This window comes from Citrobacter sp. UYEF32, assembly GCF_040546205.1.
GTDB classification, from domain to species: domain Bacteria; phylum Pseudomonadota; class Gammaproteobacteria; order Enterobacterales; family Enterobacteriaceae; genus Phytobacter; species Phytobacter diazotrophicus.
The window spans coordinates 217015-232516 of the sequence record NZ_JBEPNI010000005.1 but is presented as its reverse complement, the minus strand read 5'-3'; the positions used below and the strand labels follow the sequence as shown (position 1 = coordinate 232516).

The following is a 15502-nucleotide window of genomic DNA, read 5'->3' as shown; positions in this document are numbered from 1 at the left end:
TCAGCGACCTACGGTATTTAAGCCGGGCTGGTTTCTGGCGTTACCCCCTCAACGTGCTGCGGCTTAATTTTTGCCACCAGGGCCGAAACATTCACGTTGTCCGTTTTCTCGGGATCCAGATAGGTTTGTGCATAATCAAGCCAGACGCCCGATTGCAGGAAGAGGATAAACAGCTCCCGGTCCAGGTGATGTTCATTGACCATACTGACCATGATACCCAGCGCTTCAGAGAGCAATTTCCCCGGTTTATACGGTCGGTCGATGGCCGTTAATGCTTCGAAAACATCGGCAATCGCCAGCATTTTGACCTGCATACTCATCTGCGAATCATTAAGTTGATATGGATAGCCTTTGCCGTCTACCCGTTCATGATGTCCACCCGCAATCGTCGGCACATTAGCCATTGTGCGTGGGAATGGCAGATTATCCAGCATGATAATGGTCTGCATAATGTGTTCATTGATTTTGTAGCGCTCTTCCTCATTCAACGTGCCGCGCCGGATACGCAAATTATAAATTTCGCCATAGTTATACTGGTGCAGCGGTTTTTTCAGTTTGAAGTGATATCTGTCAGCCTCTTTACTGACATCGGTGCGGTAGACGATGTGCTCTTCTTTATCTGCGAGCATCGGCTCCTGTACGGGTAACGTCGCGGCGGGCTGACGTTGTTTACGCATCAACTCCTCTTGTGAAATGCCTACCGCATCGTCGAGTGTGCGCGTCCAGCGGTAGTTGGCAATCTTATTAATACGTGCCAGTGCATCATCAGAGAGAAACTCGCTGCCAATATTACAGCGGGCAATAAAGTAGAAATCGTCATCAAGCTGGCGCAGTGTCGCGTCCAGCGCCTGCGCATCCGCGTTCTCCCGATGATGGCGCAAGAACTCAATTTCTTTTTCCCGTTTAAGCAGTTCAAAGCGCATGCGGATTTCATGGATCCGGTTGTAGATCTGCTCAAGCTTGGTGGCTTTATCCACGACAACTTCCGGGGTAGTGATCTTCCCGCAATCATGCAGCCAGCAGGCGGTATGTAATTCGTCCCACTCATTTGCGGAAAGCGTAAAGCTGGCGAAAGGCCCGTCTTGTGCTTCTACGGCGGCTTTTGCCAGCATTTTTGTGATAACCGGGACGCGCTGGCAATGACCACCGGTATAGGGGCTTTTCTCATCAATCGCCCCGGCGATCAGTTTAATGAAGGCATTGAGCAGTTTCTTCTGTTCTGCCAAAAGATGTTGCGCTTCGATCGCCACCGAAAGCATGCCGACCAGCGAATTAATCAACTGAATTTTTGCATTTTCCTGTTTATCGCTCAGCACATCGGTATTAAACAGCAGCAGGAAACCCATGGGGTGATTATCGTGGGTTTGCATCGGTACGGCGACATAACGCACCGGGAGATGCGGTAAAAGAAATGCCAGCAGTGACGGGGGGATATTTTCACGGGTCAATATGCCGCTTACCGTCTGCCCCTGTAGTAATTGCCAGAACCTGGCGTAGTGTTCATGGTCAACGGCGAGCGGTTGAATGTCCGAGAAATCGATGTTTTCCTCACGCCAACGAAATGCGGCGGGCGTGAACACATTCGCATCCTGATTGGAAAGAAAAACCATTCCGCCGGTCATGTCAGCGATTTCCGTCGTTTCGGTCAGGAGTCCCTGCATCTGCTGGGTAAAATTATTCTTAACGGTCAGCATACTGCCCATCGAAATAAATTTGATCAGCGTCTGTTTCATTTTTGCCATCGCAGTATGCAAGTCATCTATCTCTTCGATGATCGAGCGGCCACCAGGACGCTCTTCGGCCTCAAAATTTAACTGGCTTATCTCCTCCGCATCTTCACGCAGTCTGAGTAACGGATGAGAGATTTTGCGCGAGAAATACCAGATAACCGGCAGGCTGAGGAGGAGTAACAGGAAAGCGATCAACGTAGAACGATCGCTGATTGCACTGGCATCGGCCGTCAAAAAAGCCGCCGGGGTGGCAATCACCAGTCGGTAGTCATTTCCCGAACTGTGAATGTTAACCACTGAGCCATACCAGTCTTCGTTTCCAACAGTGAAAATACGACTGTGCCTGGCATCGTCATGTGCCAGTAATGATTGTAATACCGGCAAGTTATCCATTTTCAAACCGCTGTTATTATCACCCTCACCTGTTGGCAGGCTGGCAATAATCTCACCGGACTCTGACAAGATGGCGGCCTGGCTGCCAGGCGGTAGCCCTTGTTTTTGCAAAAAGGCGGATAGTAAAGCGAGAGATACATCGAGACCAATCACCGCACGCTGATTATCAGCCCGCTGACTGTAGGTAAAACCGGTTTCGCCTGTGGCTTTAAAAATATAATTGGGTGAGGTAATCAGTCCTTTTTCGTCGTGGGCGAGCGTATACCATTTCCGGGTGCGGGGATCGTAATTATCATAGGGCACAGTGGCCGATGAAATAATGTTTTGCGCACTGTCTAAATAAAACGCTTTTTTCTCGGGAGGATTTGCCTCAAATCGGTAATTTTGTACCAGCCATTGGGCGTTAGCCGGGCTTTTAAATAACGCCCGATTTTGGTTCGTTAAGCGACGAAGAATAAAAAAGTCTCCGTTGTCCCAGGCGCTGTAGACGGAGCTGGCGTAATCATTCTGTTGCAGGATCGTGATGAAGCTACTCAACTGCGCCATGCGCTGTGGTTCTGTCATGGCATCAGCGACAGGCATCTTCGCCAGCATATTGACTGAACTCGCCATTGTGCGTGTCAGCGAATTCAGTTCCGCCGCCATCGCTTTACCCGTTTGTTGGTAGCGTTGATGTGTGCTGACTTCTGCAAGCTTTGTCAGCCGGCTATGGTTGAAAAGAATGATAATGCTGCCAATTGAAACAATGAGTAGTGTAAAAAGAACGGTTATCTGGATGTGCAACGGATATCGGTTTTTTAGTTTTCTTATTCGCGTTTTCATTGGCGCTTTTCCTTGGGCTTTTCCAGGAAAGATACGAATACATTTCTAAGCATAACCGAAGCCGTTAAAAGCGACAGGCGCTCCAAAAAAAGACTATTTTTCTGCGTATTAAGGCAGAATTTGCCCGATCCTGTCATGCATTAAGCCCTGCAAGTTGTCGTTACCACTGGCAGAGCAACATTGGTCAGCCGCTCTGCGCGTGTGCGCAATACGCTTTAACGCATTGACTTACCCCGTAATAAGCCGAAAATGTGCCTCCAGGCGACAACCTGAAATACTGGAGTATCCCATTAACCGCTCACGTCGTTTGTTTCCATTAACGAAAATCAAAAAAGCCAGTGTGTTTATGGCAACGGCGCTGTTACTCGCCAGTTGTGCCTCTAAGCCACCCGTCTCGCTCGTTACCCCGCTTCCGCCGGTCGCTAAACATCCCATCGCGGATAAAAGTTTGCAAAACAACGAGCCGGTGCGTGGGATCTGGCTGGCAACGGTTTCCCGTCTTGACTGGCCGCCGCTTGCCTCGGTGAATGGCGTAGGCAGTGCGCAAAGCCGTATTGATCAGCAGCAGCAAGCCATGCGGGTAAAACTGGATAAGCTCAAAAGCCTTGGCATCAATACCGTCTTTTTCCAGGTAAAACCGGATGGCACGGCGCTGTGGCCGTCAAAAATTCTGCCCTGGTCCGATACCCTCACGGGGAAAATAGGTCAGGATCCGGGCTACGATCCGCTGCAATTTATGCTCGATGAAGCACACAAGCGCGGTATGCGGGTACACGCCTGGTTTAACCCTTACCGTGTATCCACCAATATTAAACCCTCAACGGTGGCCGGACTGAATTCAACCCTGCCGCTGCATCCCTCCAGCGTCTTTGTCCTGCATCGCGACTGGGTGCGTACGGCGGGTGACCGCTTTGTTCTGGATCCTGGTATTCCGGATGCGCGGGACTGGATAACCAGCATCGTGGCGGAGGTTGTCAGCCGTTATCCGGTCGATGGCGTGCAGTTCGATGACTACTTCTATACCGAGACGGCGGGTTCTGCGCTTAATGACGGCGAGACGTTCAGAAAATATGGTCAGGGATTTGCGTCGAAGGCCGACTGGCGACGGCATAATACGCAGCAGTTGATTGAACAGGTTTCGCGAACCATCAAACAGATTAACCCGGATGTTGAGTTTGGCGTCAGCCCTGCCGGGGTATGGCGTAACCGCTCTTTCGACCCGGCAGGTTCCGATACGCGAGGCGCCGCTGCCTATGATGAGTCTTTTGCTGATACCCGCCGCTGGGTCCAGCAAGGATTGCTGGACTACATCGCCCCGCAGTTGTACTGGCCGTTTGCCCGTGACGCGGCGCGTTATGATGTGCTGGCGAAATGGTGGGCGGACGTTGTAAAACCGACGAAAACCCGCCTGTATATTGGCGTTGCGCTGTATAAAGTGGGCGAACCGTCGAAGAATGAGCCAGACTGGACGGTCAATGGCGGCGTGCCGGAACTGAAAAAACAGCTCGATTTGAATGAGTCGACGCCGCAAATAAAAGGCACGATTCTGTTCCGCGAGGATTATCTGAACCAGCCGCAAACCCAGCAGGCGGTCAATTATCTGAAACGCCGCTGGGGTAATTAATCACATTCTGGCGGGTGCCATTACTGCACACCCGCCAGGATATTAATTGCCGATCCCTGCCGGATTATATCCCATATGAAAGCTGTCGCTGAAATGTATCACCTCCAGCCCGACTTTCCTGAATAAGATGTCCAGTGATTGCTTGGTGTGAATGGTGATATGTCCATTTCGTGGCGCAATATACCAGTGGTTCATTCCCTCACGGGTGGTTGAGTCATTGACCAGTGTGGAGAAAAATATCGCCCCTTCGTTTTCTTTCAAATAATCGCAGGCAGCCATAAGCGTCTCAACGGGCGTGGGCGTATGTTCAAACACCTCAAAACAAACAATCAGCTCAAATTTACCTGTCGGGAGATGGTTATTAAGGTGGAACGGATCCCAGCCAACAGCATCCACACCCTCTGCACATAACAATTGCGCAAGCTGCCCATCGCCACCGCCGTAATCCAGAACACGCCACTCTTTAATCGCTTCAAAATTGGACATAATTAATTCGAGATTACTTTTCGAGCGGGCACCTGTAAAATCTGGATCATGAAGCACATATTCATCGTTATAGATATGCGTTTTAAAATCATCAAATGTCCAGTCATCGAAAGCATGGGTATAAATTAATCCGCAGTTTTCGCAGCGATGGTAATAAATGGGCACGCCGGTGAGCGGAAGTACGGCATGATCAGGTAATGTGCTCAAACAAGAGGTGTTAAAATCAAGCACACCGTGCAATTGAGCGTTTCCGTCACATATCTTACATTTCGAACGTTGTTGCAGCCCTTTAATAATCATACACCCTCGCGATAACCAGCTCATTGCCTTCAGATTAGCGTTCAACGATACCAACCCTGACGACAACTCATGTAGCGAAAAACCCCCCTTTTCATAGCTAATTTGCACCATCAGCGAGCATATTTGTTTCTGTCGCCTCAAAACCCCGTATGTCGCGCCAGCGAAGTCACATCACATCAGGTGCCTTAGCATTTTGATATTCTTATCGTTCGGTTCCTGATGCAGCTCAACGCAATATTTTTCGCCGTAGACTTCGAGTAATTTTTGTACCGTGCCGCGACTGTTTCTGCTATCCATCCACAGCTCTTCTCTTGCCTTATCGCCAATTTTGACCATCTCGTTGTGGCTTAGTGCAGGCGGGGTTGTGCCGAAAAACAGCATGCTGTTCTTTTTATAATTATCCTGTGCATGTTCATTACCTAATTCATCAACGGCTAAACCACACTTTAATAATTTTTTAACTTTCGTTTCCTGGGTGTCACAACCTTGCAAAAGGAGAAGACTAAAAGCAATTATTACTGCTCTTGTGAGTTTCATTCCTGACCTTAACTAAAATAAAAAGCCGCGATTTCATGCAATTATATTAAAATCCGTATGAAAGATGTAGTCTGTCTTGAAATAACTGAGAGCACGCACCTGCAATTAAGGAAAATAAATGAGCACTGCAAGCACCTCCATCGCATTAGGCTATTCTGATGTCCCGCCGGGACATGTGGCATCGGTCGTCACCTGTCTCGAAATGCGTTCCAAACCGCAGCAGGAAACCTTACCCCTGCCCGAGGGCATCACCCTGGCGCCGCTGGTTAACGTGGATTTGATCGCCTACCGCGCGCTGTTTCGCAAGATTGGCGCTAAATGGCTGTGGTTTTCCCGTCTCTATATGGCCGATGACAAACTGACCGCTATCCTGAACGACCCGAACGTTGAAGCCTGGGTTATTCGCGATGGCGCAGAGGATATCGGTATGCTTGAGCTGGATTTTAGTGAACCCGGCCAGTGTGAACTGGTGTTTTTGGGGCTGGTAGAGGGCACAACCGGCAAAGGGCTGGGCCGCGCCGTTATGAGCAGAGCGACAGAACGCGCCTTTGCGAAACCCATCGAACGTTTCTGGGTACACACCTGTACCTTTGACCACCCGTCGGCGCTCAATTTTTATATCCGCTCAGGCTTTGTCCCCTACGCTTTTCAGGTTGAAGTACAGGCCGACCCGCGCCTGACAGGCCATCTACCTGCCGACGCCGCACCGCACATTCCGCTGATCAGATGACGTTGTAAGCGGCGCGAAGCGTATTAAGCAGCGCCTGCGCCGCCGTGGAAAGCTGCGCATGGTCGAGGCGAAGAATCCCCACGCGCCGTTCAATCACCGGGTTTATCAAGGGTACGCACACCGCCCCCAGTTCGATCATCTGTTTTTCGCACAACGCAGGCACCGCGCTTGCGCCAAGACCACTAGCCACCATACGACCGACCGTCACCAGTTGATGACTTTCAAAGGCCACTTCCAGCTTATGCCCACTGCGGGCCAGTCTCTCTTCAAGCATGATGCGTACCGCTGAAGGCCGTTGTAGCGTAATAAAATCGAGCTTGAGCAGTTCACGCCAGCTAACCTGCTCCTTTTGTGCCAGCGGACAGTCGCGCGGCACCACGGCCAGAAAGCGATCCATGGCCAGCGGCGTAAAGTGCAGGCTGGACGCGGGCTCCGGCTCAAAGGCGATCCCCATCTCCACCCGCCCGTCGCTTATCATTTCGATAACCTGTTCGTTAATGACATCGTGCACCGTCACGTTAATGCCCGCATAGCGATCGCGAAACGCCTTAAGCACAGGGGGGAGCGCATTGGCAGCGAAAGATGGCATCGCGGCAACCGACACCTTGCCTCTCTGTAACGTAAAACGCTGACGCAGCGCCTCTTCGGCGTTATCGCAATCGGCAATAAGCTGGCGCGCCATCGGGAAAAGCGCCTCGCCTTCCGGCGTAAGGGTGACCCGCCGCGTGGTCCGCGTCAGCAATGCGCCCCCCAGAACCTCTTCCAGCCCGCGAATCGCCAGACTCAGGGCCGGTTGCGACATATTCAGCTTTTCGCTCGCATGGGCGAAGTTAAGAGTGTGAGCTACCGCTAAAAACGCGCGTAACTGTTTGATGGTCATTCTCATTTATCATTTCATTAACTTATTGAAAAAGATTAATTAACAAAAGATTAATAAGAAAAGCAAATCAATCCGTCACAAAATCAAAATTAACAAATCATTTTTCGCCCCGGATGATGCCGCAAAAGGACAACACAGGGGCAAGCGAATGGCTGGACTGGATAAACGCGTCGCAAGTTATCAAGAGGCGCTCGAGGGGCTTAGCAACAACATGACGGTACTGGCAGGCGGCTTTGGCCTGTGCGGTATTCCGGAAAATCTCATCGCCGAAATCCGCCGCCGCGATGTCCACGGCCTGACGGTGGTTTCCAATAACTGCGGTGTCGATGGCTTCGGCCTTGGCGTCCTGCTGGAAAGCCGCCAGGTACGTAAAGTTATCGCCTCTTACGTTGGCGAAAACGCCCTTTTTGAAGAGCTGGTGATCAAAGGGGAGCTTGAAGTGGAGCTGACGCCGCAGGGCAGCCTGGCCGAGAAGATCCGCGCTGGCGGTGCCGGTATTCCGGCCTTTTTCACCGCCACCGGTTATGGCACCCCTGTCGCTGAGGGCAAAGAGGTGCGTGAATTCGCCGGTCGCCCGTACATTCTGGAAGGGGCCATTACCGGCGATTTCGCCATCGTTAAAGGCTGGAAGGCCGACTGGTACGGCAATGTCATCTATCGCCACACGGCACAAAATTTCAACCCGCTGATGGCCACCGCCGGAAAAATAACCGTAGTGGAGGTGGAAGAGATTGTGCCGCCAGGTGAACTCGACCCCGCCGCCATTCACACCCCCGGAATCTATGTGGATCGCCTGATTCAGGGCCGATTCGAAAAACGTATTGAACAGCGCACGCTGCGCGCATAAGGAGCCGGTATGTTGACACGTGAACAGATGGCGCAGCGCGTGGCGCGCGAACTGCGTGATGGCTACTACGTCAATCTGGGTATTGGTATCCCAACACTGGTAGCGAACTTTGTCCCGCCTGGCGTTGATGTGATGCTGCAATCCGAAAACGGCTTGCTCGGTATGGGGGCGTTTCCCACCGAAGCTGAGTTAGATGCCGACATGATCAATGCCGGAAAACAGACGGTGACCGCCAGACCCGGCGCGGCCATTTTCGACTCGGCGCAGTCCTTCGCCATGATCCGTGGCGGCCACGTGGATTTAACCGTTCTTGGCGCTTTTGAAGTGGATGTCGACGGCAATATCGCCTCGTGGATGATCCCCGGCAAAATGGTGAAAGGCATGGGCGGGGCGATGGATCTGGTGGCGGGCGCGGAAAACATTATCGTGGTGATGACCCATGCCTCAAAAAGCGGTGAGTCCAAACTGTTGGATCACTGCACCCTTCCGCTGACCGGGGCGAACTGCATTCGCCGCGTTCTCACTGACCTGGCCTATCTGGAAATTGAAAATGGGGCGTTCGTGCTTAAAGAGCGCGCGCCGGGCGTCAGCGTGGACGAGATCGTCAGCAAAACTGCCGGGCGCCTCATCGTGCCTGATGTAGTCCCCGAGATGCGTTTTCAATGAGGAGCGAACAGATGCAGGACGTGGTAATTGTCGCAGCAACCCGCACACCCACCGGTAATTTTCATGGCGCGCTGGCCCTACTCCCGGCGGTTGAGCTTGGCGTCGTCGTGGTGAAAGCGTTGCTGGAAAAGAGCGGAATTCGTCCCGATCAGGTAGACGAGGTCATTTTTGGCCAGGTGTTAAGTGCGGGCTGCGGGCAAAACCCGGCGCGTCAGACGGCGTTGCATGCAGGGATCCCGGTGACCACACCTGCGGTGACCATCAACCAGGTTTGCGGCTCCGGGCTCAAAGCGGTGTTGCAGGCGGTGCAGGCGATCCGCAGCGGCGATGCGCACATTGTGATCGCCGGCGGTCAGGAAAGTATGAGTAACGCGCCCTATCTGCTGGACGGCGCGCGCGCCGGGTTACGCCTTGGTCATAGCAATATGCTTGATAGCGTGATTCACGACGGTTTGTGGGATGCGTTCAACGACTATCACATGGGCATTACGGCGGAAAACCTCGCAGAAAAATACGCGATTGACCGTGCGCGTCAGGATGCCTTTGCCCTTACCTCACAGCAAAAAGCGGTCGCAGCCCGTGAGGCCGGGCGATTCAGCGCGGAAATCACACCCGTTAGCGTTCCGCACGGCAAAAAAGAGCCGCTTGTGGTCAGCCAGGATGAGCCGCCGCGCCCGGAAACCTCGCTGGAATTATTAAACCGTCTGCGCCCGGCGTTTCGTCCGGATGGCGGAACGGTGACGGCGGGCAACGCGTCATCACTCAACGACGGTGCCGCGGCAGTGCTGGTGATGAGTGCGGAGAAAGCCCGCGAGCTTAACCTTACCCCAATGGCCCACATTGCCGGCTATGCGGTGGCGGGCATTGATCCGGCGGTAATGGGGCTTGGCCCGGTTCCGGCAACGCGTGCGGCCCTGAAACGCGCAGGCTGGGATATCAACGACCTTGATCTGATTGAAGCTAACGAAGCTTTTGCCGTCCAGGCGCTGGCCGTCGGCGACGAACTGGGCTGGAACAGCGAACGCGTCAATGTGAATGGCGGCGCGATCGCCCTCGGTCATCCGATTGGCGCGTCGGGTTGTCGCATTTTGGTGACGCTCCTGCATGAAATGCAGCGCCGTGATGCACATAAAGGGCTGGCGACGCTTTGCGTCGGCGGCGGTCAGGGCGTCGCGCTGGCGGTGGCCCGATGAAGGAGAACAGCATGCAGCAGCCCGTGGTCATCGGCGCAGGCCTCATGGGGATCGGCATTGCCACCCACTTCGCCCGCTTTCATCAGGACGTTCTGATCTACGATACCGACCCGGCTCGTCTGGCAGAAGTGGCAGGCGCCGCGAGCGCCATCCTCAGCGAACTGCGGGACGCCGGGCAATTCAGCGACGCAGACAAACCGGCGACGCTGGCGCGGCTTCACGTGACAACGTCACTTGACAATCTTGCGGATGCCCGCCTGCTTATCGAGGCAATTCCTGAACGCCTGGAACTTAAACACGCGCTTTATGCCGAGCTGGAAAAACGCATTGCCCCCGATGCGATCATTGCCAGTAATACCAGCGGCCTGCCACCGGATGCGCTGGCGGCAAAACTGGCGCATCCCTCGCGTCTGCTGATCGCCCATTTCTGGAACCCGCCCCACTTTATTCCGCTGGTCGAAGTGGTTCCCGGCAGCCAGACCGACCCGCAGTACGTTGAGACGGTGTATCAGCTTTTACGCCGCCTTGAACTGGAGGCGGTAAAGCTTGACCGCGCCGCTCCCGGTTTTATCGGCAACCGCCTGCAGTTTGCCCTGCTGCGGGAAGCCTTACACATCGTCCACAGCGGCATTGCCAGCGCCGGGGTGGTGGATCAGGTGATGCGTGCGTCGCTTGGTCGGCGCTATGCCATGGTGGGCCCACTGGAAGCGGCGGATATGACCGGCCTTAACACCGTACTGGACATCTATAGCCACCTGCTACCAGAGCTTGCCCAGGGCGATGCGATGCTCGAACTGATCAAGGAAAAAACGCAACGCGGCGATACCGGCGAGCGTAGCGGAGACGGATTTTATCACTGGGATGAGGCGCGACGCGTACGCATCCAACAACGACGCGCCTGGCAACTGCGTCATGCCCTAAAGCCTTAATGACCGGTTCTGTCCCCTACAAAAACAAGATTCAGGAGTCATGATGAGCGTAATAATTGCCCTGGCTGCACTGGCCTTGCTGATGGTCGCGGCTTATCGCGGCTACAGCGTCATTTTGTTCGCCCCGATTGCCGCGTTAGGCGCCGTGCTTCTGACCGACCCCGGCGCGGTTGGCCCGGCCTTTACCGGCCTGTTTATGGAGAAGATGGTCGGGTTCGTTAAACTCTACTTCCCGGTCTTTTTACTCGGCGCGGTATTTGGCAAGCTGATCGAGCTTTCGGGTTTTTCCCGTTCGATTGTCGCCGCAGCAATCCAGTTATTAGGCCGTCGCCATGCCATCCCGGTGATTGTGCTGGTATGTGCGCTCCTGACCTATGGTGGGGTCTCCCTGTTTGTGGTGGCGTTTGCGGTTTATCCGTTTGCGGCAGAACTGTTCCGCCAGAGCGGCATTCCGAAACGGCTTATCCCCGCCACCATCGCACTCGGCGCATTCAGCTTCACGATGGATGCCCTGCCCGGTACGCCGCAAATTCAGAACATCATCCCTACCAGTTTCTTCGGCACCAACGCATGGGCAGCTCCCTGGCTTGGTTTGATCGGTTCGCTATTTATTATTGTGGTCGGCCTTTTTTATCTCGAACGTCAGCGACGCAAAGCGCAGGCCAATAATGAAGGTTACGGCACCGACTTACAAAATGAGCCGGAAACGCCGGATAACATCAACCTGCCCAACCCGATTATCGCCATTGCGCCGTTGATCCTGGTGGGTGTTTTCAATTTGCTGTTTACCCGCTGGATCCCGGTCTGGTATGGCGCCACGCATGAACTGACGCTCCCCGGTCTGGCGAAGCCTATTGTCACCGAGGTGGGTAAAATTAACGCCATCTGGGCGGTGGAAGCGGCCCTGTGCGCAGGCATTTTAATGGTGGTGATCTGCGGCTTTCGCAATATTCGCGGACGGCTGGCAGAAGGCAGCAAAACGGCCGTGGGTGGCGCCATTCTGGCGGCAATGAATACCGCATCTGAATATGGATTTGGCGCAGTCATCGCCGCTCTGCCAGGCTTTCTGGTGTTGTCCAAAGGACTGGCGGCGATCCCCAATCCGCTGTTGAACGAAGCCATCAGCGTTACGGTGCTGGCCGGGATCACCGGCTCCGCGTCCGGGGGGATGAGTATCGCGCTGGCGGCCATGGCCGATACGTTCGTTGCCGCCGCTCATGCGGCCCACATTCCACTGGAGGTGTTGCACCGCGTGGCATCAATGGCCAGCGGCGGTATGGATACCCTTCCGCATAATGGCGCGGTTATCACCCTGCTCGCCATTACGGGTTTATCACACCGACAGGCGTATGGCGGCATTTTCGCCATCACCCTGATTAAAAGTCTGGCGGTCCTGTTTGTGATCGGCGTGTTCTACATGACCGGTATTGTTTAAGGAGAACAAGATGCATCTGAACGGTAAAGTCGCGCTGGTAACGGGCTCCACCAGCGGCATTGGTCTGGGGATCGCCTGCGCGCTGGCAGAAGCGGGCGCAGAGCTGATTCTCAACGGTTTTGGCGAGGTAGATCGCGCCAAAGAGAAAGTCGCTCGCTATGGGGCAAGGCCCGGTTATCACGACGCGGATCTTAGCGACCCGGCGCAAATTGAAGCCATGATGCAGTATGCGGAAAGGGAGTATGGCGGCGTGGATATTCTGGTCAATAACGCCGGGATCCAGCATGTCGCTCCTGTCGAACAGTTCCCGGTCGAAAAGTGGAACGCTATCCTGGCGATCAATCTGTCGTCGGTCTTTCACACCAGCCGCCTGGCGCTACCGGGAATGAAAGAGCGCAACTGGGGGCGCATTATCAATATTGCTTCGGTGCATGGCCTGGTGGCCTCGAAAGAGAAATCCGCCTATGTCGCCGCCAAGCACGCGGTGGTCGGCCTGACGAAAGTGATCGCCCTGGAAAACGCCCAGACCAACATCACCTGTAATGCCCTGTGCCCCGGCTGGGTGCTGACACCACTCGTACAACAGCAGATTGACCAGCGCATTGCCTCCGGGATCGCCCCCGACGTGGCTCGCGACTCACTGCTTGGGGAAAAACAGCCCTCCGGTGAGTTTGTCACCCCGGAACAACTGGGCGCGCTGACCCTCTTTTTATGCAGTGACGCCGCGTCCCAGGTTCGCGGCGCGGCATGGAATATGGACGGCGGTTGGATCGCTCAGTGATCGGAAAAGGCTCGTCCCCGCTGGTGCGCGGGACGAATCTGTGACTAACGGTGTCGGTACCCTTCAATCCCCTGAAAAAGCAGCATCCCGGCAAGCATGGCCAGCACGAAGATTAGCCCCTGCGTGAAACCAGCCCCCAGCAGCACCAGCCCGGGGCCGGGGCAGATACCCGCCAGACCCCAGCCAGTGCCAAATAACAGCGACCCACCCACCAGACGTTTATCAATGTGACTGGAGGTGGGCAGATGCATCTTATCGCCACAGAGTGGCCGTTTGCGTCTGGCCGCCGCGCGAAAGGCAAAGAAGCCAACGCTAATGGCCCCGCCCATCACAAAGGCCAGCGAGGGATCCCACACGCGGGTGATATCCAGAAAACCAATGACTTTTGCCGGATTGGCCATACCGCCGACAATCAGCCCGATACCAAACAGCAGACCCGACAATAAGGCAAAAACTTTGTTCATCAGAGCACTCCTTTTACGCTCAGCCACGCCAGAAACCGACCAGCCACACGGTAATAAACGCGGCGGCCATAAAGGTCAGCGTGGCGACCAGTGAACGCACCGACAGACGCGACAGGCCGCACACACCGTGGCCGCTGGTACAGCCGGAACCGTAACGTGTTCCCACCCCGACAAGAAGACCGGCCACGACCAGCATCGGCCAGGACGCCGTGATGCTAACCGCTGGTAGCGGCGCCACCAGACGCCAGAGCACCGGGGAAAGCACCATGCCGAGCAGAAACGCTATTCGCCAGCCCTTGTCGTTATTTGCCCGCGACAGCACGCCGCCGAGGATGCCGCTGATCCCGGCGACCCGTCCACAAAACAGAATCAGCATTGATGCCGCCGCACCAATCACCACCCCACCGATGGCGCTTTCCAGCGGCGTGAAATGTGTCCAGTCAATCATCATTCCCCCTCCTCGTTTTCCGGTGTCGGGCAATAGAGTGTGTAAAGGGTGTTGAGCAATATCAGCACATCCGGTGCCGCGACCCGGTAGAAGATCTGCTTTCCTTCGCGCCGGGTTTCCACCAGTTGCTGGCGACGCAGCACCCCCAGTTGTTGCGAGAGTGTCGGCTGCGTAATGCCCAGCGCCTGTTCTATCTCGCCCACGGACGCTTCGCCCTGGCTGAGATGGCACAGCAACAGCAGGCGGTCTTCATTGGCCATCGATTTCAGCACCCCTGCCGCTTTGGCGGCAGCGGCGTACATGTGTTGTTTATCGGGTGTCTTCACGGGTGACTTACCTTTATCTACAACCGCATACAATATACTTTTTAATATATTATTAAATTATATATTGTTCAATGGCATTTTGGACCAGCAGAAACACCTTCACTGCTGCCTCAACAACCCATGAAATACACAATTCTCCCCATTGTCGGGCTTTGTTACAGATAAAGCAGTAGGGCTAAAATTGAATAAACCGAATTAAAAACAGAAAGATAAGAAAGAAATGTCTGTTATGAGACGGTGCCATTAATGTCGGCTTAAGGTTGTTTATTTATATCTGGTTCACCGTTATCTATGAGGGACATTCCGGTGAAAAATACATTTGCTCGCAGCCAGCGCATCATGCACTGGCTGGTGTTATTGATGATTGTTATCGCCTACGCAGCAATGGAATTAAAAGGTTTTACCACCAAGGGCAGCGCGCCGCACGCGTTGCTGGTTCTCACCCATTACACGGCGGGGGTAAGCGTGCTGATATTAATGGTGGTGCGTGTTGGTCTGAAACTCACCCATCATGATCCGGACATTATTCCGCAGCCGCCGCGCTGGCAGACCATCTCCGCCAAAGCCGTACACGGTTTGCTTTATCTGATGTTTTTAAGTTTGCCGCTGTTCGGTGTGCTTTCACTCTATGTCGGGCAGGTGGAGTGGTCATTTTTGGGCCTGCAAATGCCCATCGCCGCGGCGAAAAACCCGGAGCTTCAGCACAGCCTGAAATCGGTCCATGAATTGATCGCCAACGCCGGTTATTTCCTGGTGGGCCTGCATGCCGCCGCCGCGCTGTTCCATCACTATATTGTTCGCGATAATACCCTTGAGAGGATGCTGCCTTTTATGCACCCACGCGCTAACCGAAAATAGTATCGGCTAACAGGGCTCATCACTTTCTGTCGCAGAAGGGTGATGAACCCTGT

The 15502-nt window shown here is 54.3% G+C and carries 16 protein-coding genes; 9 read left to right on the top strand and 7 right to left on the bottom strand.

What is annotated here, in order from left to right:
• Positions 1-17 precede the first annotated feature (17 nt).
• The gene (locus ABIB59_RS15670) at positions 18-2945 is read right to left on the bottom strand and encodes an HD domain-containing phosphohydrolase (protein WP_354036103.1); all 2928 of its coding nucleotides are present in this window, start codon (positions 2943-2945) and stop codon (positions 18-20) included.
• Between the two features lie 346 nt (positions 2946-3291).
• Between ABIB59_RS15670 and ABIB59_RS15665 the strand changes: the two genes are divergently transcribed.
• On the top strand, positions 3292-4569 hold the full coding sequence (locus ABIB59_RS15665; RefSeq protein ID WP_079497538.1) for a glycoside hydrolase family 10-like protein: 1278 nt from the start codon (positions 3292-3294) through the stop codon (positions 4567-4569).
• 42 nt (positions 4570-4611) lie between these two features.
• On the opposite strand, the gene ABIB59_RS15660 is transcribed toward ABIB59_RS15665, so the two are convergent.
• The gene (locus ABIB59_RS15660; protein ID WP_039079000.1) at positions 4612-5355 is read right to left on the bottom strand and encodes a class I SAM-dependent methyltransferase; all 744 of its coding nucleotides are present in this window, start codon (positions 5353-5355) and stop codon (positions 4612-4614) included.
• A 171-nt stretch (positions 5356-5526) separates the two neighbouring features.
• A complete protein-coding gene (locus tag ABIB59_RS15655; protein WP_039078999.1) occupies positions 5527-5892 on the bottom strand; it encodes a hypothetical protein in 366 nt (121 codons plus the stop codon).
• 118 nt (positions 5893-6010) lie between these two features.
• Between ABIB59_RS15655 and ABIB59_RS15650 the strand changes: the two genes are divergently transcribed.
• Positions 6011-6622, top strand: a complete 612-nt coding sequence (locus ABIB59_RS15650) for a GNAT family N-acetyltransferase (RefSeq protein WP_222556040.1) — start codon at positions 6011-6013, stop codon at positions 6620-6622.
• Here ABIB59_RS15650 and ABIB59_RS15645 read toward each other — a convergent pair.
• Complete coding sequence (locus ABIB59_RS15645; protein WP_039078997.1) at positions 6615-7508, bottom strand: LysR family transcriptional regulator; 894 nt, start codon at positions 7506-7508, stop codon at positions 6615-6617. The two genes, ABIB59_RS15650 and ABIB59_RS15645, sit on opposite strands and share 8 nt — an antisense overlap.
• 142 nt (positions 7509-7650) lie before the next feature.
• Here ABIB59_RS15645 and ABIB59_RS15640 point away from each other — a divergent pair, with 142 nt between their 5' ends.
• Genes ABIB59_RS15640 through ABIB59_RS15615 form a run of 6 tightly spaced genes read left to right on the top strand, consistent with a single transcriptional unit; the run spans position 7651 to position 13353 of the window.
• Positions 7651-8349, top strand: coding sequence for a CoA transferase subunit A (locus ABIB59_RS15640; protein ID WP_039078996.1), 699 nt, complete (start codon positions 7651-7653; stop codon positions 8347-8349).
• A 9-nt stretch (positions 8350-8358) separates the two neighbouring features.
• Positions 8359-9015, top strand: a complete 657-nt coding sequence (locus tag ABIB59_RS15635) for a CoA transferase subunit B (protein WP_039078995.1) — start codon at positions 8359-8361, stop codon at positions 9013-9015.
• Between the two features lie 11 nt (positions 9016-9026).
• Positions 9027-10208, top strand: a complete 1182-nt coding sequence (locus ABIB59_RS15630; protein ID WP_354036099.1) for an acetyl-CoA C-acetyltransferase — start codon at positions 9027-9029, stop codon at positions 10206-10208.
• Positions 10209-10219: 11 nt separating this feature from the next.
• Positions 10220-11137, top strand: coding sequence for a 3-hydroxyacyl-CoA dehydrogenase family protein (locus tag ABIB59_RS15625; protein ID WP_354036097.1), 918 nt, complete (start codon positions 10220-10222; stop codon positions 11135-11137).
• 40 nt (positions 11138-11177) lie between these two features.
• Positions 11178-12572, top strand: coding sequence for a GntP family permease (locus ABIB59_RS15620; RefSeq protein WP_172600656.1), 1395 nt, complete (start codon positions 11178-11180; stop codon positions 12570-12572).
• Between the two features lie 10 nt (positions 12573-12582).
• Complete coding sequence (locus tag ABIB59_RS15615) at positions 12583-13353, top strand: 3-hydroxybutyrate dehydrogenase (RefSeq protein WP_354036095.1); 771 nt, start codon at positions 12583-12585, stop codon at positions 13351-13353.
• A 44-nt stretch (positions 13354-13397) separates the two neighbouring features.
• Here the strand turns inward: ABIB59_RS15615 and ABIB59_RS15610 are convergent, their stop codons facing one another.
• Genes ABIB59_RS15610 through ABIB59_RS15600 form a run of 3 tightly spaced genes read right to left on the bottom strand, consistent with a single transcriptional unit; the run spans position 13398 to position 14567 of the window.
• Positions 13398-13817 (bottom strand): YeeE/YedE family protein, encoded by a 420-nt coding sequence (locus ABIB59_RS15610; RefSeq protein WP_079497403.1) that lies wholly within the window; start codon positions 13815-13817, stop codon positions 13398-13400.
• A 19-nt stretch (positions 13818-13836) separates the two neighbouring features.
• The gene (locus tag ABIB59_RS15605) at positions 13837-14268 is read right to left on the bottom strand and encodes a YeeE/YedE family protein (protein ID WP_107222727.1); all 432 of its coding nucleotides are present in this window, start codon (positions 14266-14268) and stop codon (positions 13837-13839) included.
• Positions 14265-14567, bottom strand: a complete 303-nt coding sequence (locus ABIB59_RS15600) for an ArsR/SmtB family transcription factor (protein ID WP_071194225.1) — start codon at positions 14565-14567, stop codon at positions 14265-14267. Before ABIB59_RS15600 ends, ABIB59_RS15605 begins: the two co-directional genes overlap by 4 nt.
• 330 nt (positions 14568-14897) lie before the next feature.
• Here ABIB59_RS15600 and ABIB59_RS15595 point away from each other — a divergent pair, with 330 nt between their 5' ends.
• The gene (locus ABIB59_RS15595) at positions 14898-15449 is read left to right on the top strand and encodes a cytochrome b (RefSeq protein WP_354036092.1); all 552 of its coding nucleotides are present in this window, start codon (positions 14898-14900) and stop codon (positions 15447-15449) included.
• Positions 15450-15502: the final 53 nt, after the last annotated feature.